The organism is Klebsiella sp. I138, from assembly GCF_051131765.1.
In the GTDB taxonomy this organism is placed as follows: domain Bacteria; phylum Pseudomonadota; class Gammaproteobacteria; order Enterobacterales; family Enterobacteriaceae; genus Klebsiella.
Window position 1 is genome coordinate 2,779,245 of sequence record NZ_CP180447.1, and the last position, 22,969, is coordinate 2,802,213.

At 52.7% G+C, this 22,969-nt stretch carries 20 protein-coding genes; 6 read left to right on the forward strand and 14 right to left on the reverse strand.

Annotated features, from left to right (window positions below; all coding sequences use genetic code 11):
* The 3 genes from lpxH (at nt 1) to purK (ending at nt 2,416) form a co-directional block, all read left to right on the forward strand.
* Complete coding sequence (gene lpxH / locus ACMYSK_RS12980) at nt 1-723, forward strand: UDP-2,3-diacylglucosamine diphosphatase (protein ID WP_434635919.1); 723 nt, start codon at nt 1-3, stop codon at nt 721-723.
* A gap of 119 nt (nt 724-842) precedes the next feature.
* Nucleotides 843-1,352 (forward strand): 5-(carboxyamino)imidazole ribonucleotide mutase, encoded by a 510-nt coding sequence (gene purE / locus ACMYSK_RS12985; RefSeq protein ID WP_434635920.1) that lies wholly within the window; start codon nt 843-845, stop codon nt 1,350-1,352.
* Complete coding sequence (gene purK / locus ACMYSK_RS12990) at nt 1,349-2,416, forward strand: 5-(carboxyamino)imidazole ribonucleotide synthase (protein WP_434635921.1); 1,068 nt, start codon at nt 1,349-1,351, stop codon at nt 2,414-2,416. The genes purE and purK overlap by 4 nt, the downstream gene beginning before the upstream one ends.
* A gap of 195 nt (nt 2,417-2,611) precedes the next feature.
* On the opposite strand, the gene ACMYSK_RS12995 is transcribed toward purK, so the two are convergent.
* Genes ACMYSK_RS12995 through ACMYSK_RS13010 form a run of 4 tightly spaced genes read right to left on the reverse strand, consistent with a single transcriptional unit; the run spans nt 2,612 to nt 7,264 of the window.
* Nucleotides 2,612-3,505, reverse strand: a complete 894-nt coding sequence (locus tag ACMYSK_RS12995; protein WP_434635922.1) for a carbamate kinase — start codon at nt 3,503-3,505, stop codon at nt 2,612-2,614.
* Nucleotides 3,506-3,514: 9 nt separating this feature from the next.
* The gene (locus ACMYSK_RS13000) at nt 3,515-4,318 is read right to left on the reverse strand and encodes a DUF2877 domain-containing protein (protein WP_434635923.1); all 804 of its coding nucleotides are present in this window, start codon (nt 4,316-4,318) and stop codon (nt 3,515-3,517) included.
* A gap of 9 nt (nt 4,319-4,327) precedes the next feature.
* On the reverse strand, nt 4,328-5,587 hold the full coding sequence (locus tag ACMYSK_RS13005; RefSeq protein WP_434635924.1) for a DUF1116 domain-containing protein: 1,260 nt from the start codon (nt 5,585-5,587) through the stop codon (nt 4,328-4,330).
* A gap of 9 nt (nt 5,588-5,596) precedes the next feature.
* Entirely contained in the window at nt 5,597-7,264 is a 1,668-nt protein-coding gene (locus tag ACMYSK_RS13010; RefSeq protein ID WP_434635925.1) for an acyl-CoA synthetase FdrA, read from the reverse strand.
* Nucleotides 7,265-7,579: 315 nt separating this feature from the next.
* Between ACMYSK_RS13010 and allD the strand changes: the two genes are divergently transcribed.
* Genes allD through allE form a run of 3 tightly spaced genes read left to right on the forward strand, consistent with a single transcriptional unit; the run spans nt 7,580 to nt 10,679 of the window.
* A complete protein-coding gene (gene allD / locus ACMYSK_RS13015; protein ID WP_434635926.1) occupies nt 7,580-8,629 on the forward strand; it encodes an ureidoglycolate dehydrogenase in 1,050 nt (349 codons plus the stop codon).
* Between the two features lie 21 nt (nt 8,630-8,650).
* A complete protein-coding gene (gene allC, locus ACMYSK_RS13020) occupies nt 8,651-9,886 on the forward strand; it encodes an allantoate deiminase (RefSeq protein WP_434635927.1) in 1,236 nt (411 codons plus the stop codon).
* Nucleotides 9,887-9,896: 10 nt separating this feature from the next.
* Nucleotides 9,897-10,679 (forward strand): (S)-ureidoglycine aminohydrolase, encoded by a 783-nt coding sequence (allE, locus tag ACMYSK_RS13025; protein ID WP_434635928.1) that lies wholly within the window; start codon nt 9,897-9,899, stop codon nt 10,677-10,679.
* Nucleotides 10,680-10,754: 75 nt separating this feature from the next.
* Here allE and glxK read toward each other — a convergent pair whose 3' ends face one another.
* The 10 genes from glxK to allA all read right to left on the reverse strand — a co-directional run bounded on the left by glxK (nt 10,755) and on the right by allA (nt 22,793).
* Nucleotides 10,755-11,900, reverse strand: coding sequence for a glycerate 3-kinase (glxK, locus tag ACMYSK_RS13030; RefSeq protein WP_434635929.1), 1,146 nt, complete (start codon nt 11,898-11,900; stop codon nt 10,755-10,757).
* A gap of 22 nt (nt 11,901-11,922) precedes the next feature.
* Complete coding sequence (locus tag ACMYSK_RS13035) at nt 11,923-13,230, reverse strand: uracil/xanthine transporter (RefSeq protein WP_434635930.1); 1,308 nt, start codon at nt 13,228-13,230, stop codon at nt 11,923-11,925.
* A gap of 167 nt (nt 13,231-13,397) precedes the next feature.
* Nucleotides 13,398-14,759, reverse strand: coding sequence for an allantoinase AllB (gene allB / locus ACMYSK_RS13040; RefSeq protein WP_434635931.1), 1,362 nt, complete (start codon nt 14,757-14,759; stop codon nt 13,398-13,400).
* Between the two features lie 131 nt (nt 14,760-14,890).
* Entirely contained in the window at nt 14,891-16,345 is a 1,455-nt protein-coding gene (locus ACMYSK_RS13045) for an allantoin transporter (RefSeq protein ID WP_434635932.1), read from the reverse strand.
* Between the two features lie 79 nt (nt 16,346-16,424).
* Nucleotides 16,425-17,678: an MFS transporter gene (locus ACMYSK_RS13050; RefSeq protein WP_434635933.1), complete on the reverse strand. Its 1,254-nt coding sequence runs from the start codon at nt 17,676-17,678 to the stop codon at nt 16,425-16,427.
* A gap of 67 nt (nt 17,679-17,745) precedes the next feature.
* Nucleotides 17,746-18,624, reverse strand: a complete 879-nt coding sequence (glxR, locus tag ACMYSK_RS13055) for a 2-hydroxy-3-oxopropionate reductase (RefSeq protein ID WP_434635934.1) — start codon at nt 18,622-18,624, stop codon at nt 17,746-17,748.
* Between the two features lie 117 nt (nt 18,625-18,741).
* Nucleotides 18,742-19,518: a hydroxypyruvate isomerase gene (hyi, locus tag ACMYSK_RS13060; RefSeq protein ID WP_434635936.1), complete on the reverse strand. Its 777-nt coding sequence runs from the start codon at nt 19,516-19,518 to the stop codon at nt 18,742-18,744.
* 12 nt (nt 19,519-19,530) lie between these two features.
* Complete coding sequence (gcl, locus tag ACMYSK_RS13065; RefSeq protein ID WP_434635937.1) at nt 19,531-21,312, reverse strand: glyoxylate carboligase; 1,782 nt, start codon at nt 21,310-21,312, stop codon at nt 19,531-19,533.
* 88 nt (nt 21,313-21,400) lie between these two features.
* Nucleotides 21,401-22,219: an HTH-type transcriptional repressor AllR gene (gene allR, locus ACMYSK_RS13070; protein WP_434635938.1), complete on the reverse strand. Its 819-nt coding sequence runs from the start codon at nt 22,217-22,219 to the stop codon at nt 21,401-21,403.
* Nucleotides 22,220-22,310: 91 nt separating this feature from the next.
* On the reverse strand, nt 22,311-22,793 hold the full coding sequence (gene allA / locus ACMYSK_RS13075) for an ureidoglycolate lyase (protein ID WP_434635940.1): 483 nt from the start codon (nt 22,791-22,793) through the stop codon (nt 22,311-22,313).
* Nucleotides 22,794-22,969: the final 176 nt, after the last annotated feature.

Consider the following 22,969-nt stretch of genomic DNA (forward strand, 5'->3'; position numbering starts at 1 on the left):
GTGGCGACACTTTTTATTGCGGATTTGCATCTGCAAACAGAAGAACCGGCGATCACCGCCGGTTTTCTACGCTTTTTAGGTGGCGAAGCTCGGGAAGCAGACGCGCTGTATATCCTCGGCGACCTGTTTGAAGCCTGGATTGGCGACGACGATCCAAACCCGCTGCATCAGGAAATCGCTGCTGCCATCAACGCATTAAGCCAGTCAGGCGTTCCCTGCTATTTTATTCACGGCAACCGCGATTTTCTCGTTGGCCAGCGCTTTGCGCGCGCCTGCGGTATGACGCTGCTGACGGAAGAAAAGGTGCTCGACCTGTACGGTCGTCGGGTCTTGATCATGCACGGCGATACCCTCTGCACTGACGATCCGGGCTATCTGGCTTTTCGCGCCAAAGTCCATACGCCATGGATTCAGCGTCTTTTCCTTGCCCTACCGCTGTTTATTCGTCGCCGTATCGCCGCCAGAATGCGCGCTGACAGCAAAGCGGCCAACAGCAGCAAGTCGCTGGATATTATGGATGTCAATCCGCAAGCCGTTGTCGACGCGCTGGAAAGACACCGGGTGCAATGGCTGATTCACGGCCACACCCACCGCCCTGCCATCCACCCGTTAGACGCTAACGGCAAGCCGGCGTTTCGCGTAGTCCTCGGTGCATGGCACAGCGAAGGCTCGATGGTCAAAGTCACCAAAGATGACGTTGAACTGATCGCATTCCCGTTTTAATTTCCACCGCATTTTCACCTCAGTTCTGGCGACGCAACCGTTTTCCTTACCGAAAGATCATGTTATTCTCTGTGGCCTCTAAAGCAGTGTGAAGCACACCCACAGGAGTTTTAAGACGCATGTCTTCCCGCAATAATTCGGCGCGTATCGCCATCGTGATGGGGTCCAAAAGCGACTGGGCTACCATGCAGTTTACCGCAGAAATCCTTGATGCCCTGAACGTTTCGTACCATGTTGAAGTGGTCTCCGCACACCGGACGCCCGATAAGCTGTTTAGCTTTGCCGAAGGCGCGGAAAGCAACGGTTATCAGGTGATTATTGCCGGTGCGGGCGGCGCGGCGCATCTGCCGGGCATGATTGCGGCGAAAACCCTGGTGCCGGTCTTAGGTGTGCCGGTCCAAAGCGCGGCGTTAAGCGGCGTTGACAGTCTCTACTCTATCGTTCAGATGCCACGCGGTATTCCGGTCGGTACCCTGGCTATCGGCAAGGCCGGTGCCGCTAACGCGGCCCTGCTGGCAGCGCAGATTCTGGCGGTGCACGATGCGGAACTGCATCAGCGCCTGAGCGCCTGGCGTCAGGCCCAGACCGATGAGGTGCTGGAAAATCCGGACCCGCGGGGTGCGGCATGAAGCAGGTTTGCATCCTCGGCAACGGCCAGCTAGGTCGCATGCTGCGCCAGGCCGGTGAACCGCTGGGTATCGCCGTCTGGCCGGTCGGGCTGGAAGCCGATCCTGAAGCGGTGCCGTTTCAGCAAAGCGTGATCACCGCAGAAATCGAACGGTGGCCGGAAACGGCTCTCACCCGTGAACTGGCGCGTCATCCGGCGTTTGTTAACCGCGACGTGTTCCCGATCATTGCCGACCGTCTGACGCAAAAACAACTGTTCGATAAGTTGGATCTCGCCACCGCCCCGTGGCAGCTGCTGGCAGATAAAAGCGAATGGCCGGCGATCTTCGCTCGTCTTGGTGAACTGGCAATCGTTAAGCGTCGCGTAGGCGGGTATGACGGTCGCGGCCAGTGGCGTCTGCGCGAAAATGACATCGCCCAGTTGCCGGACGAAAACTATGGCGAATGCATCGTCGAGCAGGGTATCAACTTTTCGGCCGAAGTGTCGCTGGTTGGCGCCCGCGCGCAGGATGGCAGCACGGTGTTCTACCCGCTCACCCGCAACCTGCACCAGGATGGCATTCTGCGCACCAGCGTCGCGTTTCCGCAGGCCAATGCCCGCCAGCAGGACCAGGCGGAAAGCATGCTTACCGCCATTATGGACGAGCTGAACTATGTGGGGGTGATGGCGATGGAGTGTTTCGTCACCGCTGACGGTCTGCTGATTAACGAACTGGCGCCGCGCGTGCACAACAGCGGCCACTGGACGCAGAACGGCGCCTCTATCAGTCAGTTCGAGCTGCATCTGCGGGCCATTACCGGCCTGCCGCTGCCGCCGCCGGTGGTGAACAGCCCGTCGGTCATGATCAACCTGATCGGTACCGATCTGAACTATGACTGGCTGAAGCTGCCGCTGGTGCATCTGCACTGGTACGACAAAGAAGTGCGCCCGGGACGCAAAGTGGGTCACCTGAACCTGACCGACAGCGATACCGACCGCCTGAGCGCCACGCTGGAAGCCTTAAAACCTATTCTGCCGCCGGAGTACGCCAGCGGTGTCTTCTGGGCGCAATCCCAGCTGGCATAGTCCTTCCCCAGAATCCCGGCTTGCGGCGCCCTGCGCCCTGGCCGGGCTACCAAACTCATCAACCAGGGCTATCCAAAGCCATTCCCGGTGGCGACGCTGCGCGTCTGTCCGGGTTACCCCAGCCTGTACGACCCCGTAGTTCGGACAAGGTGCGTCAGGCGCCCCCAGGGGCCAGAACCCGGAGAATCCCCCCCATCAGGGCTTGATGCAGGTCCCCGCCAGACCAGCAAGCGTGTCATCGATGCGCGACAGCGCGCCAATCCATGCCGGCTTCCCTTTGCGTCGAACATAGCCGCTCACCGCCGCGATTTTTGGCCCCATTGCACCATCATCCCGGGCAAAGGGCGCCAGTGCTTCCGGCGTTGCTTCACGAATTGGCCGCTGCATCGGGGTCCCCCAATGTTCATATACCGCATCCGCATCGGTCAGGATAACCAGACCATCGGCATTAATCTGCTCCGCCAGCAACGCTGCGGCCAGGTCTTTATCGATAACCGCCTCCGCGCCCTTACCGCTCTCCAGCACTGGTATTCCGCCGCCTCCGCAGCATATCACCGCATGGCCTTCGCTTAGCAGACGCTCGATCGTCTCACTCTCCTCAATTCTGACCGGTACCGGTGAGGGCACAACCCGCCGCAGATACTTGCCGTCACGTTTCATTGTCCAACCATATTCGGCCTCCAGCTGCGTCTGCAGCTCGGGGTCATAAACCGGACCAATAAATTTTTCTGGCGCCGAAAATGCCGGATCCTCTGAGGCCACCGCAATCCGCGTCATGACCGTCGAAACCGGTGGCATCAATGATTCCTGAGCCAGGCGTTGGGCCAGCATATAGCCAATCATGCCCTGACTTTCCGCCACCAGCACGTCCAGAGGATAAGGCGCAACATCGCCATAAGACAGATTCTGTAGCGCCAGCAGGCCCACCTGCGGCCCATTGCCGTGAACAATAGCCAGCCGGTAATTCTGCGCCAGGCGCGCCAGTGCGGGAACCGCACTATCAATATTTCGATACTGATTTTCCACGGTCAGCGCTTCCCCGCGCTGTAATAAAGCGTTGCCACCCAGGGCAACAACCAGCGTTTTCATAAAGAGTCCTTAGATAATATGTTGCGCCAACCAGAATCCCAGAAGCGTGTCAGCACCGGAGGTGTGCCCCATCGCCAGCAGAGCATCGATGGCCGGCTCAATACGGCGTTCACGCTGAAGAGCGTGAACGAAATGCATCAGCGGCGAGGCGAAGCGCCCCTCGCTGGCGTAGCGTAAGTAGTTGACGCTAACCTGCGTCGTGGCCGCGTGCAGATCGCCGGATGCACGAAAGAACGTCGGCCCACCGTGGCGAGACATCTGCCCCGCGCACCACGCTGCCAGCATCATCCCGATAAGCATGTCGTCCAGACTCGGCGTCAAACCCGGCCCCTTCCCCAACCACAGCCGCCAGTCAACGGCGCTCCCGGTCAGCGCAGAAGCAAAACAGTGGCGTAACTGCCGCAGCTCAGGATGCAGTGGTAGATAGATAGCCTGCGACAGCGGCCCGAACAGCCCCGTTTCCTCCAGACGATTCATTAACGCTGTCGGCAGGTAAGCACCGTTTGGCTGGTCGCGCGGCCGCAGAGAGCAACGCCTGCGCGGTGGCGACAGTAAAAGATCGTTAATCTGAATGCCGTCATCCCGCGCCGTCAGCATGGCCCCCGCCCGTAGCGCCGCGTGCAGTCGGATAAAGTCGCGATGGCGTAATACCCATCCGCCGGGGCTAACCCCCTGCCCCTGATGATGAAGCGTCAACAGCGCGCCGCCTTCAACATAGAGATTGATAGTGCGCCGCCAGAGGCCACCGGTTCGCCACGGCTGACGATGGTCCGGGGCATCTACGCTGCCTATCAGCGGACGTATAATCTCCATCGCACCTCCTCAGCTCACGCCTAGCTCGTCCGCCAGCGCTTCCAGCGCCAGCTCAAAGCAGGCCAACGGCGCTCTGACAGTCCCGGCGCCAATCTGACCGATCCCCGCTTCTTTATGAGCAATTCCGGTGTTGATTAGCGGAGTTATACCGGTTTCGACGACCCGGCGAATATCCAGCCCCAGGCAGGCTCCCTGGAAATCCCAGCCCGGAATTTGTAGCTGCATATTGCGCTCAAGGAAGATTTCCGCCATCTCCTCGGAAACGGATTTCGCCGCCTCCATCCCCCCTGCGCCAACAAAGCGGGTGACGCCTGGGGCCGCGATCATCGCCGCGCCGCCAATACCGAAGGTTTCGGTTATCGCGCTGTCGCCCATATCCGGGTTGGCCTGATCCTGTGAGAAGCCGGTAAAGAACAGCCCCTGCGGCGTATTCACTGGCGCGGTAAACCAGCGATCGCCTAACCCACTGACGCGAATGCCAAACATATCGCCGTTGCGGGTCATCGCAGTCACGATACTGCCGGCACCAATTTTCGCCCCGGCATCCATCGCCGATTTACAGTAGGCCATCGCCAGGTTGAGGAAGAACTGATCGGTAATGGCGAGGAAATCCATCACTTCAGCAAGCTGCTGTTTGTCGTGGTTGAGGCGTGCCAGATGAGGCGCCAGCGTACGCATCAACAGGGCTGAGGTGGCGATATTGCGCTGATGAAATTCATCGCCCATGGTGATGCCCTGCGCCATCATCGCGGTCAGATCAATACCGCGCTCCATCTGTTTCAACGCCGCACTGAGGACCGGCATCAGCACATCACGCATCCAGCGCAAGCGCTGCTGTACGTCTTCGCCATAGGCGCCGAAACGCATCACCTTGCCAATCCCTTCATTAAGATTGCAATACGCACGGTTCCCTTCGGCGATATTCTCCACCACCAGCATCGGCATATTTGGTGAAGTAATCCCCCCCATCGGCCCTACGGCGTTAACGTGATGGCAGGGAATAAAGGTAATTTCGCCGCCTTCCAGCATCGCATGGGCCGTTTTTTCTTCCTGCGCCCAGCCTTCAAATAAGCATGCGCCAATGCAGGCACCTTTCATCGGGCCGGTCATCTCCTGCCAATGCATCGGCGGCCCGGCGTGGAGCAACGTTTTGTTCTGATTCAGCGCCTCGATTAACGAACCCGCCGGCTGCACATCCAGCCAGTGCGGACGTGCATTACGAATTCGTTCTATTACTGCGTCATTGGCCTGTGCCACTGATGTAAACATAGAGACCTCTTATTGCAAACGTTCTAAAAAACGAGCCAGTTTCTTATTTCCCCCGGCGATCGGCGCCCACTGATAGTGAACAACCGGCGTTCCGGCGGACTGTAAATCGAGAGCAAAGCTACGCAGGCCAGCATTAATCACCGCCACGCCATCCAGCAGGCTGGCGCGCGGGGTCTGCTCTACCATCTGCGGTGGGCTAATAAGCGCGGCGGCAAGCAGCGTGGCTTCAGGGAGGCTATCAACCACCACGACCCCCGCATCTTCAAGGGCAGCAATCTGGAGGGAGCGGCACTGTGGATCAGTTTCGGTACCGGTCACCGTAGCGATAACATGCAGTGGGTGGCGCTCGCCTCTCACGACCCACGCCTGCTGACAGGCTTCAACCAGTGATTCAGCAGGGTCGGCTGTGGCTCCGTAGCCAATCACCACGTCCAGCAGCAGCACGCCAACCTGACTATCCTTGCCAAGTTCGGCAATAAGCTGGTTGCGCAGCGAGGGGTCGATCATTGGATGCGGGCGGCCAACGGTGTAAAAATCATCACCGAGGTCGATGACCTGATGACCCAGCGCATTGAGCATCATGCCCTGCGGGTGATGTTCATCAGGAGTGATGTTCAACCGCTCGGCTAGCAGCCCGGCGGATTCTGCGGCCAGCGTACCGCCGGTATAAAAACCGCGGATCTGCGTTCCTGCCACCGCAGTCAGGGTTTCCTGGTGGCGCACAACTCGCGCCAACAAGCAGGCCAGACGCCCGGCCTCGTCAAGCGTGCGGGCAAACCAGACGTTTCCATCACGCGTGTTTTTTGGCGCGTAGCCGAGGAACAGCGCTACCACCGGCTTACCGCTACGCTTCATCGCACTAATCATCTTCAGGCGCACGGCTTCGGCGGGCGGTTTAGAAACAAAGGCCAGCACCTGGCTCTGTCCGTCCTGAGTCAACATTTCCAGCGCCGTTTGCGCGCTAATGCCGCCGACTTCGGCGCTCAGGTCACGGCCGCCGAGACCAATCGCATGACTGATCCCTTCGCCACCGAGGACAATTTGTGAGACCAGCTCCTGAATACCGGTACCCGACGCGCCAATCACGCCGATATTGCCGTCCGGCGCGACGTTAGCGAAAGCCAATGGGGTCCCGGCGATCATCGCGGTGCCGCAATCCGGCCCCATGACCAACAGCCCTTTATCGCGGGCGCGGGTCTTCAGGGAAATTTCATCTTCCAGCGTGACGTTGTCGGAGAAGATCATCACGTTTTTCTCGTTGCTCAGAGCCTGATGGGCAAGCTCTGCGGCATACTCCCCGGCAACGGAAATTAAGGTCATATTGGCCTGCGGTAGTTTTTGCATCGCGCTTTGCCAACGACGAACCACGCTAAGGCTCAGATTTTGGCCGCTTCCCTGCGCCAGGGTGGTGAGGGCCTCCTCAAGGCGGGCGATAATCATTTCCGTTACCGATGCATCTGTATAATCGGTGCGGATCGCCACGCAAATATCGTTCGGCGTCGCCGTAGCAAAATCGTCGTGCCAGAAACCGGTGGTCTCCAGCAGCGCTTTATTTGCCGGTGTTCCCATCATGACCGAAACATCATCGACATTTTCTGATTCACTCAGTTTTCGTGAAATAATCATTAAACTGACCGAGTCCTGAAAACAGCCCTTTTTAATAAAGGCATGGATCATAATAACTCCCCAATAATTGCAGCCAGTGCAATTGAATATTCATGGTTAATCTGCAATCAGGCTAGCGATATAGCTCCCGCACCAACGTGACCAAAATCACACGAGAATTATTACAAGATGTTTTCAAATAAACCCAAAGGCATTAGCGCGGGTTCTTCAATAAATAGATTAAAAGGGTCCTGTCTGATAAACCCACGGTGATTATCAAATAAAATCTAACTAACTCTTTTTACCCATACAGATCACAATTTAAGTTTATTTTCCCCGTATTTTAGTCGGCAGTCAGGCTCTACACCGTCGTTAAAAGGAAGACAGATGAAAGTCAGCCGGGAAACACTTCATCAGCTTATTGCTAAAAAGCTGAATACAGCAGGGCTTACCCATAATCACGCGGATATTATTGCCGATGTGCTGGTTTATGCCGATGCCAGGGGAATCCATTCGCACGGCGCGGTACGCGTTGAATATTATGCGGAGCGTATTTCAAAAGGTGGAACTAATCGTAACCCCACCTTCTCCTTTGAAAAGAACGGCCCCTGCAGCGGAATTTTGCATGCCGATAACGCCGCCGGTCAGGTCGCCGCCAAAATGGGTATGGAGCACGCGATAGCGATCGCCCGGGAAAATGGCGTAGCTGTCGTCGGCATCCGCCGCATGGGGCACAGTGGCGCAATCTCTTACTTCGCACAGCAGGCAGCGCAAGCGGGGTTTATCGGACTGTCACTGTGCCAGTCGGACCCAATGGTGGTGCCTTTTGGCGGTGCGGAAATCTATTACGGCACCAACCCTCTGGCCTTTGCCGCACCCGGTGAGGGTGACGATATCATCACTTTCGATATGGCTACCACCGTACAGGCCTGGGGGAAAATTCTCGACGCCCGTTCGCGTCATGAAGCCATCCCCGATAGCTGGGCGGTGGATAAAAACGGCGCGCCGACTAGCGACCCTTTTGCCGTCCACGCACTGCTTCCGGCTGCGGGCCCAAAAGGCTACGGCCTGATGATGATGATCGACGTACTCTCCGGCATCTTACTCAACCTCCCCTTTGGCCGTCAGGTCAGCTCGATGTACGACAACCTGAGTCAGGGACGCGAGCTGGGGCAGCTGCATATCGTTATTAACCCGGAATTTTTCTCTTCCAGCGCGTTATTTCGTAAACATATTAGCGACACCATGCGCGAATTAAACGCCATTACCCCAGCGCCCGGGTTTAAACAAGTTTTATACCCGGGGCAGAACCTGGATATCAATGAGAAAAACAGCGCCGTCGATGGTATCGAAGTCGTTGATGAGATTTATGACTATCTGAGTTCGGACGCTCTATATAACCGCTCTTATGAAACCAATTCCCCTTTTGCTCAATAAATTAAGATACAGGAGTTGCGTATGGCTAATTATTTTCGACAGGCAATTGAAGAGACACTACCCTGGCTTTCCTCCTTTGGCGCAGACCCTACCGGAGGCATTACCCGCCTGCTTTATTCGCCGGAATGGCTGGAGGCGCAACAAGCGTTTAAGCAAAGGATGAGTGAAAGCGGGCTAGAGACACGTTTTGATGATGTCGGTAACCTTTATGGCCGCCTGCCCGGCACACGCTTTCCCGATGAGGTTATCCTGAGCGGTTCGCATATTGATAGCGTCGTCAACGGCGGTAATCTTGACGGCCAGTTCGGTGCGCTGGCGGCATGGCTGGCGGTTCGCTGGCTAAAAGAAACCTACGGGGCTCCGCTACGTACGGTTGAAGTATTGGCGTTAGCAGAAGAAGAAGGTAGCCGTTTTCCTTACGTTTTCTGGGGCAGCAAAAATATCGTCGGCATCGCTAACCCGGCTGACGTCCGCGAGATTAAGGATACAAAGGGCGTAGCTTTTGTCGATGCCATGAAGCAATGCGGCTTCAACCTGCCTGATGCACCTCAGATTCCGCGCCGGGATATTAAAGCTTTCGTTGAGCTACATATCGAGCAGGGTCGTGTTCTGGAAACCAACAAGCAGTCCATCGGTGTGGTCAACGCCATTGTCGGACAGCGCCGCTACACCATCACTCTCAACGGCGAGTCCAATCATGCCGGCACCACCCCAATGGGCTACCGCCGCGACACCGTCCACGCCTTTAGCCGCATTTGCTGCGAATCTATCGCGAAAGCGAAGACTCACGGTGACCCGCTGGTTCTCACCTTCGGTAAGGTGGATCCGCAGCCGAACACCGTCAACGTGGTGCCCGGTAAAACAGTCTTTACCATGGACTGCCGCCACACTAATGCCCTTGAATTAACGGCATTTACTGAAGTTATTGAAGCCGATATGCGGCGGATATGCCAGGAAATGGATATCGGTATTGAGATCGACCTCTGGATGGATGAGGCTCCGGTTCCAATGGATAAAACCCTGGTGACCCAACTCAGCGAACTTTGCGCAAAAGAGAAAATTAACTTCCGCATGATGCACAGCGGCGCGGGGCATGATGCGCAAATTTTCGCCCCCTGCTTCCCGACCTGCATGATCTTTATGCCAAGCATTAAAGGTATCAGCCATAACCCGGCGGAAAGCACGCATATCGACGATCTGGCGGAGGGCGTGAAAACGCTCGCATTAATGTTGCACCAACTGGCCTGGACTGAATAAGGAAAAGATAATGGGATATTTAAATAATGTGGTTGGCTATCGTGATGATTTACTGGCCAGCCGTTCCATCGTGCGCCACGGAAACTATGCGCTACTGACGCCGGATGGCCTGGTCAAAAACATTATTCCGGGCTTCGATAATTGCGATGTGACCATACTGTCGACGCCGAAACTGGGTGCCACATTTGTGGATTATCTGGTAACGCTGCATGAAAACGGCGGGAATAAGAGCGGTTTCGGCGGTGAAGGGATTGAGACCTTCCTGTATGTCATTCAGGGAGACATCACCGCTCAGGCTGGAGGAAAAACCTTCCCGCTGACCGAAGGCGGCTATATTTATTGCCCACCGGGTGAGAAGATCGCTTTCACCAATAACCGGGCTGGTAACAGCCAGCTGTTCCTCTACAAGCGCCGCTATATTGCAGTTGAGAATCACGCGCCATATTTGGTCACCGGTAACGTCAGTCAGCTTGAGCGTATTCATTACGAAGGAATGGAAGACGTTATCCTGATCGATTTCCTGCCCAAAGAACTGGGCTTCGATATGAACATGCATATTCTCTCATTTGCACCAGGAGCCAGCCACGGCTATATCGAAACCCATGTGCAGGAGCATGGCGCCTTGATCCTTTCCGGCCAGGGCGTTTATAACCTCGACAACAACTGGGTTCCGGTGAAGAAAGGCGATTACATTTTTATGGGCGCTTATTCACTCCAGGCAGGATACGGTGTCGGGCGCGAGGCGTTTAGCTATATCTACTCGAAAGATTGCAACCGCGACGTTGAGATCTGATTGCAGCGGAAATGTTCACTTTTTTTATTTAGCTATGTTGGATTTTGCCACGGTGAGAACCGTGGCATTTTTTATTCAGCCGGAGATCTTCTGGCCAAGTTTCAGCGTACAGGCAATGTTGCGCGCGCAGGCATAGAGATTCTGCTCACCGTGATCCAATACCTCAGACAGCGGCGCAAGTGCAGGTAAAATACTAAATACTGCATCAATACCATGCTGATGAACTGCTTCAACGCCGTCACCCAATACGCCAGCAATACCGATAACCGGTATGCCGTACTTTTTGGCGATCCGCGCCACGCCAATCGGCGCTTTGCCGCCGACGGTTTGAGAATCAATCCGCCCTTCTCCGGTAATCACCAGATCCGCATCGCGCAGCGCTTCCTCCAGATGAACGGCTTCAATCACAATATCGATACCCGGCTTCAGCGCTGCGCCAAGGAATACGCAGGCCGCTACGCCCATTCCGCCTGCCGCACCGCCGCCGACAATCACCGTCACATCCTGGCCCGTTGCCGTCAGCAGCACCTGAGCGTAATTTTTTAAACCGCTCTCAAGGCCGGCAACCATCTTCACGCTGGCCCCTTTTTGCGGGCCAAAAACGGCCGCCGCACCGCGTTCACCGAGCAGTGGGTTATCGACATCGCAGGCAACTTCAATCCGGCATTCACTAAGGCGCGGATCGAGGTCGCGCAAATCAATTTTGGCCAGCCGCGCTAATGCGCCGCCGCCGAGGCCGACGCTCTCGCCGGTGTCATCAAGAAAACGCGCCCCCAGGGCCTGAGCCATACCCATTCCACCGTCTACCGTGGCGCTACCGCCAATGCCAAGAATAATATGGCGTACTCCGGCGTCCAGCGCATGACGAATCAGCTCGCCGGTACCGTAGCTAGTGGCCAGCAGCGGGTTGCGCTTTCCGGCAGGAACCAGCATTAGCCCGCTGGCCGCCGCCATTTCGATAAACGCGGTATGACCATCACCGCTCATACCATAAAAGGCCCCGACAAAGCCTCCCATCGGCCCCATCACCGGCAGCATCACCATTTTGCCATCGGTGGCCTCAACCATTGCCTCAACCGTCCCTTCTCCGCCGTCAGCAATCGGCAGACAGATGCACTCCGCTTGTGGGAAAATAGAGGCAAAGCCCGCCTTAATCGCCTGGGCACAGCGGCTGGCACTCACGCTTTCTTTGAAAGAGTCCGGAGCAATAATAATTTTCATTGTTCATCCTTTTTTGATGTCATTACTTAATACGATCCCACGGAATGAGATTTTCCATGACCACCGCCAGCAGCACGCCAATTAATAAGCCGTTACCTAATAGTGGTCGTATTGTCAGGGGCAACGTCTGGAGATACACCGGCGGTAAGCCCATTAAAAAAATGCCAACAAATAGCGGCAGAGCCAGCCGATAGATATTTCTCGCGGTAAAGGTAATTTGTTTACTGAAAGATAAGCTGGAATATAACAACGGTAGATAGGAGACCAGCATTACCGCACTGCTAATTGGTAGCGGCAGCGTGGTAAAAAAATGGGTCAGCGGCGTAAAGAGCCCAACTAACAGACAACAGAGACAGCCGATAATAAACGGCTGGCGTGAGGTTTCTCCGGTTTGGGTTAATAATCCTATCGACGAAACAAAAGGAGAAAACGGCACCACGCTGAGCGGAACCGTGATTAAAGTCATTAATCCGGAGATAATAAAGCTACGTCGGTAGCGGGTATTGCTGGCTCCTTGTTCGGGGTAAAAAATATCAGTACCACGAATTGCGCCGTAGGTGTTGGTAATATTCACCAGCCCCGCCAGCAGTGCCGTCAGAATAATGCCCGGCCGTAGCTCCCCACCGTAGCCAAGCGGGAACCACTGCCAGTGTATCGGGCCCGATGCCGCCGTGGCGGGCGGAGTACGGAACAAGAGATACCAGCTTGCCCAACCCGCCAGCGTACCTGTCAACAGGGCATAACGGGCGATACCGTCAGGGAGAAAAATAATCATCCCCAGCACCAGAATCATCACCGCCAGCGCCAGGCCAAACGGCACCAGCTGAATGGCCACGTTAGCCTGCGTCGAACTAAAGGGCAGTCCGAGCATCCCTTTGAAAAATATAGTCGTGAGCTGTGCGCCAAGCAGCAGCATAAAAAAGACCATCACCGTCGGGCTGAAGAGCTTTGCCAGACGATGACCTATGCCACTTACGCCGACGATGACAGTCATAACGGAAGACAGAACGATGCCAACCGCCAGGCTGGTCGCAATGCTGTCGAATGCTGTACCCCGCGCGGCTTCACCGACGGTAACGGTCAGGATCGTACTCCACCATAGCCCCGTAGGCCCTTCCATTATCGCCCGACGATGGCCCAACACCGCCTGCGCCAGGCAGGCCAGACCGGTGGTGATAAAACCGTACTGGGTGAGCGTAATCAGCGCGCTGGTAGGTAGCTGAAAGGCCGACTGTAATGTCGGCGGTACCACAACGGTATTGCAGAATATAAAGAAGAACCATTGAAATCCCGCCAGGGTGTTTCGTTTATTTAGCGGAAATACCACCATGATCGAATCCTGAAAAAGCACCTGTCGCTAAACAGGCGCTAAGCATGGAATGATCGGCTTATTTCCCGGAGGCGGCGCTATGTGCCGGTCCAGGCTACGAACCCCACATACAGTATCAGGCCCGTAGCCCGGTCAGCGGAGCGCTACCGGGGGATTACGGCCGCCGATTACTGCTGATGTTTAAGAATAAACTGGCCTTTTGGGGCATGAGGGAAACCGTCCTGAATGTCATAAATCACATCGCCACGCAGAATGGTTTTCGCTATACGCGCACCAATCTGACGGCCAACGTAAGGACTGACTTTATGACGGTATTCGAGGTCTTCTGCCTGCAGGACATAGCTGCTGTTTGGCTGGATAAACACCAGATCGGCATCTTTACCCGGGGCGATACGACCTTTATGCTTCAGACCAAAAATATCGGCAGCATTGGTCGCCATCAGACGGGCAAACTGCGGTAAGGACATACCTCGCTTCTGCACGGCTTCATCAAACATGACGTCCATACAGCTTTGCAGACCAGCAATCCCCCCCCAGGCCTGCATGATATTGCCAGCTTTCATTTCCGGCGGGCACGGAGAGTGGTCAGACACCAGGCAGTCAATCTCGCCGTTGAACAGTTTTTCCCACAGGCCTTTCTGGTTTTCAGCATCGCGGATTGGCGGAGAGCATTTGGCCAGTGTGCCAATTTTTTCAAACTGTTCGGTATCAAGAACAAAGTAGTGAGGGCATGATTCGCAGGTTACATCCTGACCTTCCTGACGGGCGCGGGTCACTTCGGCTACCCCTTCCGGGCTGCTGACGTGGCATACATGAAGGCGGCAACCTGCCACTTTTGCCAGATACAGAATGCGGCGGATAGCCTCGACTTCAGTGAAAACCGGGCGGGATGCGACATAATCATGGGCGCTCACGCGGCCTTCTCTTTTCGCTTCTTCGCCCAGCTCATCGCAAATTAGCGCATTTTCACAATGCACTAATACGGTCTGCTTCATTTCGGCCAGCTTTTGCACGCCCTTGAAGAACTGCCAGTCATTGACGTCACGGAAGTCATTATCGATACCGCGATCGCCACAGGTTGCAACAAAGCATTTGAAACCCACCACGCCCACTTCATCCAGCTCATGCAAGCGATCCAGATTATAGGAAACCAGCCCCCCCAACTGCGCTGCATCAATGGTCAATTTGCCCTTAGCGGCGTCGAATTTTAGCTCAATGGTCTCACGATCGGTGGTTGCCGGCAGCTGATTGAGCGGCATTTCGATCATCGTCGTGATGCCGCCTTTGGCTGCCGCGCGGGTACCCGTTTCATAACCTTCCCAATGCGTACGACCCGGTTCCGAAATATGCGTATGCGCATCGACCATGCCTGGCGACACAATCAGACCTGTCGCGTCCATCACCTGTTTTGCCTCACCCAGGTTTTCACCAATGGCGGCAATTTTACCGTTGGAAACCGCGATATCGACTACCCGAGATTCATTCTCCAGAATAACGGTGCCGTTTTTAATAATTAAATCAAAAGACATATAAAACTCCTTGTATGTGTACAGACGAGTAACCCGCCATAATTCTGTTTGTATCCACTCTGGCTACAATACGAATGGCTTTGGGTATTGATGTTTCATCCATGAAATAAATCATCCTGGCTATAATAAAATTAACTAACTGCATCCGGACGTGAGAGATTGCTCGGCAACGCCCGTTTTTTTAGTAATGAATAGGCGGCAAATGCCACGATAACGCCGACAAACCATGACACTCGAGACAAAGGTTCAAGTAGCGGAATGAATTTCCCGCCAAGCGACACGATAACAGCAACGATCGTCACAAAGAATGCGGTGACGTTAAAACCATTATCAAAATATTTATAATCACCGGCCGCGGTATACAGTTCATCAAGGTTAACCTGCCCACGCATTACAACAAAATAATGCGCCATCATCACCCCAATAACCGGACCGAGCATCCCACCAATAATATCGAGGAAAAGATAAATACTGTTTTGATTCTCCATCAACTTCCAGGGACAGATTAGCAGACTAATAACACTGGCAATTAACACGCCATTTTTATACGTTAGTTTCTTTGGGGCTATAGCAGCTATTTGGTAGCCCGCCGGAATAATATTACCTGTGGCATTTGTGGAAATCGTAGTCATCAATATAACCAGCACCGCAAAAAATGAAGCAAACAGGCTATCCCATTTCTGTACAATATCCAGAACGTTCCAGGTATCCATACCGTAATGAATACTGGCACCGGCGATAATACACACCCCGGCAATCGCAAACAGAATATATGCCACAACCAACCCAAGAGTTTGTCCGAGAGCCTGCTCACGAAACGAGCGCGCATTTTGGGTAAAATCCGAGGCGCTGACAGCCGGTGCTGCCCATACGGCAACAACAGCATTAATCACGACCAGGAACAAGAAACCGCTATGCTCAGCTTTCGCTACGCCGGTTGGTAAATAATCCAGAATAGGTCCAATTCCCACCAGGGAGATAGCCCAGATAGCCATGCCACCAAAAACAATGTAGATGCAGGGGTTCAGTATCGCGGTAAATTTATTAAGAACCTTACCTCCCCCAAAACCGATGGCCACGTTTAGCAACCAAAACACCATAAAGGCAATCAGCCCCGGTAATGACAATCCCAGCAGCTTAAAATCCCCACCCAACATCAAAAAGGACGGCCATATTTTTCCTAATAAAATCAGGAATGCCAGGGAGCCTGCGTAACACTGCAAACCAAACCACATAATGGCTGCAATACCGCCTCTGAGGATACCGGGCAATAACGCGCCACGTACGCCATAAGAGGCTCTTAAGATCATTGCAAATGGCACACCATATTTACTACCGGCAGCACCATTAAGCACCATAACCAGTGCGATAATAAATGCGCTCAGTATTATTGCCATCATAATACTAAACGTCGAAAGACCAAGAATAAAAAAACCGCCCACCATCACATAATTTGGAACATTATGTACTGAGCCCATCCATAACGTAAAATAGTTAAATGTTCTCCAGTTACGTTGAGATTCAAGCTTAGGTAACAGATCGTCGTTATAGCCTCTGGCTTTATAAATACTTTGGTTTTGTTCCATAATACCCTCTTAATACGCATCGGATTACGCTTGTAGGTTTAGCTATGTGGAACTAAATTATTATAATTATGTATTTTTATTATACTGGAATTGCTTTAGAGCGAATTTTGTTTTTACGCAAAGTAATGAACGCAAACAATAATGTTCCGGTGATAACCAGGCCAGCAGACATGACAAAACTAATTTCTTTTGAACCGGTCATATCAGAAATAAAACCGGTGAGGGTTGGCGCAACGACTGCTGAGCTCATACCAAAGAAATTAAATAAGCTGAATGCACGGCCTAATGTTTTAGCTGATGCTTGTTCGGAGACGAATGAAATAAGGATCGGGTCGACGGCCATTTTACCCAATAGTCCATACAGCACCAGGCTAATCATCAGCATAGTGGTGTTAGGGGACAGCACGGTAAACATCAGCATTGCTGCTGCGACGATCTCCAGTCCAAGTATGACTTTAACTTTACTATCGCGGAATTTATCCGATAGATGGCTGAAGAACAGTGCTCCGGGAACCCCGACAACCGCCACTAGCGCGGAAGCAAAGCCAATCGCACCGCCATCAAATCCGCGTTCTGTCTGCAGATAAGAAGGAAGCCATGTGACAATCAGATAGTATCCATAGCAGGTACAAAAATAGAGAAAGTAGACGCTACAGAGTAAAGGTGAAAATAGCGGGGCGGGTTTATCTTCTGTCTGTTCTGATGCCACACCGCTATTTTTACTCTCCACTGCGGTGGTTTCTTTCAACTTGCGGCGAATAACCAGGGTAAAGATACACAGCATGACAACAAGAATTGCGGCAACAATAAATAATACGTTTTGCCAGGCCATATGCATACTTTTAACCAGAATGCTCGAGCCAATCAGGCCAATCCCCATCCCGATAGCGGAACCGCTGTTAATAATAGCATTGGCCAGCGCCCGACGTTCCTGCGGAACGTTAGCCGATGACAACGAATAGGCAGAACTAAAGAATGAGGCACAGCCCGCACCGGCAAGTAATGAACCGATATAAATTAACGTCAGATTTCCCGCATTGGCGATGCTCAGCGTGCCGATAATAAACAACGAGAAACCGCACATCAGCATGATTTTCTGGCCCAACTTATCAACCAGAATTCCGCAGGGAATCTGCATTCCACAGTAGGCCAGAAAATAGAAACTGGCAATTGCACCAATTTCAGCATTACTGACATTGCCCAGTGAAGCCTGAATTTCAGGGTAAATAGGTGTTAATACGGTTCGGTAAATCCATATTGCGACCCACCCCAGACTCATTACTACAACTATTTTTTTCCAATACTCAACACCGGTTTTATTAATAGTATCCATAAACTCACCACATTGAGTTATACGCCTGAATTTTAAAAATGCCGCTGTAATCAGCAGCATTTTCTCATTAAGATATTTTATGATTAGCCATTAATTCCAACGCCTGAACTAAAGACGAGTGATCTAATTCACTGCCACCGTTTGCAGCGCAGGTATTGAATAGTTCCTGACACGTTGCAGTATTAGGCAGATTAAGTGCCAACGCTTTAGCACTTTGCAGCGCCAAATTAAGGTCCTTTTGATGGAGCGAAATTTTAAAGCCAGGATTAAACGTTCGGTTCAGCATTCTTTCGCCATGAACCTCCAGAATACGTGAAGAGGCGAAGCCGCCCATCAGAGCCTGACGAACGCGAGCCGGGTCGGCTCCGGCTTTAGAAGCAAAGACCAGAGCTTCTGAGACCGCTTCAATATTCAGTGCAACGATAATCTGATTAGCGACTTTGCAGGTTTGTCCGTCACCATTGCCGCCAACGAGGGTAATATTTTTACCCAAAATATCGAACAGAGGCTTCGCGCGGGCAAAAACGTGCTCGTCGCCGCCAACCATAATGGAGAGTGTCCCTTCCCGGGCCCCGATCTCCCCACCTGATACCGGGGCATCAAGAAAATCACCGCCCAAATCACGCACCTGCTGCGCAAAACATTTGGTTTCAATCGGTGAAATCGAGCTCATATCAATAATGGTTTTTCCCATCAGATCCGCTTTAGCACAGCCGTGTTCACCAAACAGAACTTCAGCAACCTGTGGCGTATCCGGGACCATGATAAAAATGATCTCAGCCTGCTCTGCAACCTGCTTTGCTGTTTCCAGATGCTGAGCGCCCAGAGAAAGTAACTCACTGGCCACCGGACCGATAGTCGTGACATTCAGAGCGTGGCCTGCTTGAGCAAGTCGAATTGCCATCGGCGTGCCCATAATACCCAGTCCAATAAATCCCAGTTTCATAAGTATCCTCATAGATTTTGTGTTTTGATTTATTTGGGCAATAACTATCCCTTCCTTTTTCAGAGGAAATAACCCTGAATCAGAAATAACAAATATTGCCCAAAGATAAATTAAACTTTAGCGATAATGGTTAAACCATGTCAGTCCCGCTTCAGTGGTACTCAACGGTTTATATTCGCAACCGACCCAACCGTCATAGTTTGATTTATCGATAAATTTAAAAATATAGTCATAATTTATTTCTCCGGTACCCGGCTCGCCGCGATTTGGGTTATCCGCGATCTGTATATGACCAATACGATCGGCATAGCTTTGCATCGTATGGGTTAACTCCCCTTCCATCCGTTGCATATGATAGATATCGTACTGAATTTTTAAATTATCGTTTCCCACCTCATCGATTAATGCCAATGCCTGATGAGTAGTGTTCAGATAGAAACCGGGCATATCAAAATAATTAATTGGTTCAATTAGCAGAGTAATACCTTCCTGCGCCAAAGCTGCGGCGGCAAAGCGTAAATTCGCCACCAGAGTGGTACGAATATTCTCTTCGCGGAAACCCTCTGGTATTTTACCAACCAGGCAGTTAATTTTTCGATTGCCCAATACTTTGGCGTAACGGATCGCCGCATCTACCCCATCACGAAATTCCGCTTCACGACCAGGAATACAGGCAACACCACGCTCTCCTGCCGCCCAATTACCCGCGGGTAAGTTATGTAAAGTATGTTCAAGCTGGTTATCATTCAGCTTTTTCTTTAAGACTTCAGGCGTATAGTCATACGGAAACATAAATTCGACGGCGCGAAAACCGCAGGCCGCTGCTTTATCAAAGCGTTCCAGAAAATCATATTCCAGAAAGAGCATTGACAGGTTGGCAGAAAAGCGCAACATAGACTCACCTCATTATTCGTATTTCATAAAGCAGGTTTCGGTAGGCGCATCAATAGCGCTATCGGCAACGTCTTCAAACTCCATTACGTTATCCAGCTCGCTGCCCATTGAGATATTGGTCACGCGTTCGAGAATCACCTCGACAACCACCGGAACGCGATACTCTTTCATCCACGCTTTGGCTTTTTCCAACGCTGGTGCAATATCCTGCGGATTAAAGACGCGAATAGCTTTACAGCCAAGACCTTCCGCAACCTTAACGTGGTCAACACCGTAGCCGTTGACTTCACTGGAGTTAATATTTTCAAACGCCAGCTGGACGCAATAATCCATATCAAATGCACGCTGCGACTGGCGAATTAAGCCAAGATAAGCATTGTTCACCAGCACGTGGATGTAAGGAATGTTGAACTGGGCTCCCACAGCCAGCTCTTCAATCAGGAACTGGAAGTCGAAGTCACCGGAAATCGCCACGACCTTACGTTCCGGATCTGCAGCACAAACGCCTAGCGCAGCAGGAAGCGTCCAACCCAACGGTCCTGCCTGGCCACAGTTAATCCAGTGGCGCTCTTTAAATACGTGCAGCATCTGCGCGGCGGCGATTTGTGACAAACCGATAGTGGTGACGTAGCACACGTCGCGACCAAAGGCTTTATTCATCTCTTCATAGACGCGCTGCGGCTTGACCGGTACGTTATCAAAGTGCGTTTTACGCAAAAGCGTACGTTTGCGCTCCTGACACTCGGCAACCCAGTCCCCACGACGCGGCAAGCGGCCCTCTTTTTGCATCTGTTGCGCGGTGGCAACCAACTGGGTCAGCGCCGCTTTCGCATCAGAGACAATGCCTAAATCCGGACACAGCACGCGGCCAATCTGGGTAGGTTCGATATCGATATGGATAATTTTTCGGCCTGCGGTGTACTTCTCTACCGAGCCAGTATGACGATTAGCAAAGCGGTTACCGATGCCAAAGACCAGATCGGAGGCCAGTAACGTAGCATTGCCGTAGCGATGCGCCGTCTGTAAACCGACCATCCCGGCCATCAGTTCGTGATCGTCAGGGATACACCCCCAGCCCATTAGCGTCGGAATCACAGGTACATGGGTGATTTCAGCAAATTGCTGCAACAGGGCTGCGGCATCGGCGTTAATGACCCCACCGCCGGCAACAATTACCGGGCGTTCGGCCTGGACTAACATCTCCAGCGCTCTTTCAATCTGCGGACGAGTGGCGACAGGCTTATAAACCTGGAGCGGTGAATACAGCTCGGGATCAAATTCGATTTCTGCGACCTGGACATCATAAGGCAAATCGATCAGTACCGGGCCTGGTCTTCCGGAGCGCATCAGATGGAAAGCTTGTTGCAGAACGCCCGGTACCAATGCCGCTTCACGTACGGTCACCGCCATTTTAGTGACAGGCTTAGCGATAGATTCAATATCTACCGCCTGAAAGTCCTCTTTATGCAAACGAGCACGCGGTGCCTGACCAGTAATGCACAAGATAGGAATTGAATCCGCAGAAGCTGAGTACAGGGCGGTGATCATATCCGTGCCTGCTGGTCCGGACGTTCCCAGACACACGCCGATGTTACCTGCAGTGGCTCGCGTATAGCCTTCTGCCATATGAGACGCACCTTCGACATGGCGAGCCAGAATATGACGGATACCACCGTGCTTACGCATCGCAGAGTAAAAAGGGTTAATAGCTGCGCCAGGCACGCCAAAAGCCGTGGTAATGCCTTCTTTTTCGAGTACATACATTGCCGCGTCGACGGCTCTCATTTTTGCCATTTTTTACTACCTCGCTATATTGGAAAATTTTTCCAAAATTAAACAAAGTCAAAAAAGTCCCGCTCCTGCGAGCGGGTTGGATCAGCCATCAATCAGCCTGAGGTTTCAGTCCCAGCGCAGTACTGATGTTCTTAGCCGTCTCCCTCACCAGCTCGCCCTGACTGGCGAAGCGGTCCGGGGTTAAGCGGGAAGCTGGCCCGGAAATAGAAACCGCCGCCACCACAGACCCCACGTCATCGTAAACCGCTGAAGCAATACAGTTTAATCCTGTCACGTGCTCCTCCTTATCGATGCTGTAGCCGCAGGCTTTCGCCTCATCCAGATTTCGCTGCAAAGCGGGTAAATCCACAATCGTCGTCGGCGTGAACTGCTGTAATCCTGTTTTCACAATGACATCAACAAGCTCTTCCGATGAGAGAGGATACAACAGCGCTTTCCCGGCTCCAGAAGCGTGCAACGGCAGTCGACTTCCCAAGGGAGCACACATTCTCACCATCGATTTGCACTCCTGCTGACCGATCAATACAGCTTCATTCCCGTTGCGAATCGCGACATTGACCGTTTCGCCTGACATCAGCATGAGCCGGCGCATAAAAGGACCGCCTACTGACAATACATCCCGGTTATGGATATACGCTGAGCCAATATTGAATGCGCCAAGACCGATATGCCACCAACCTAACTGACTGTCCTGGTAAACAAAATCTGCACATTCCAGTACCTTCAGCAAACGAAAAGTGGTCGATAACGGTAAATTCAGATTCTGGGCAATATCACTTACTGACGAGCTTCCGCCGTTCTTTTCAAGGTATTGCAGTATCGCAATCCCTCTTTCCAGCGCCTGTGCGCCTTTCTGCGCGGAAGGCTCCTGTAGCCCCGGTCTTCCGCGCCTTCTAACTTCTGTCATACCTCGATTATCTCCGGCTCAAAACCTGAGCATAAATAGTGTGAAAGCGCCCACATCTTATGCAAGATAATCACAAGCGTCACGTGTAACCTCACGCAAAGCTTAACTCCACGGTCGGGATCTCCACGACATCGCAGTTATCTTTTCCCCCGCGATCGACGGTTAAAAAATCCGTTTCGGTTTGCCAGGCAAATAGAGGGTGATGCCAGACATTTCGGTGGTAATTCACGCCCTGACGGCCATTGGAGATAAATGCCCGCAAAGTGCTCATGTCCGGCTCATCTCCCCCTTGCGCAACGACCACCACAAAAACCTCGCCCTTCATCGGCACAAACGCCTGGGTCCCCAGCGGATGACGTTCCAGCTCAGTAACAACGATTGGCAGTACTGCTGGCTGCGCACGGTTAATGCTGATCAGCGTCCGCTCCTGCTGTAGCGTCTCGACCTTCGCCAGGTCATGGAAGCGCTGTACTTTGCCATCATTGATATGGAAGAAATCCTGCCCTTCCGTTTCGATAATGTCTCCATAAACGCGGAATGCTTCGCGCGTCAGCGGCAATACTTCAAGCTTCATTGCATGTTCCTTAGTCATTAAAAACCGTTCCGTGCCCCCATCTGAAAAATGGGAATCGGCGTCTATGTCGGTCAATCTAGAGTCATCTAAAAGTGACATCAACTGTAATTTGGAATAATTTTCCAAAACCTGATTTAAACCACATTATTGAAAAGGATATTGTGAAAAAATACTTA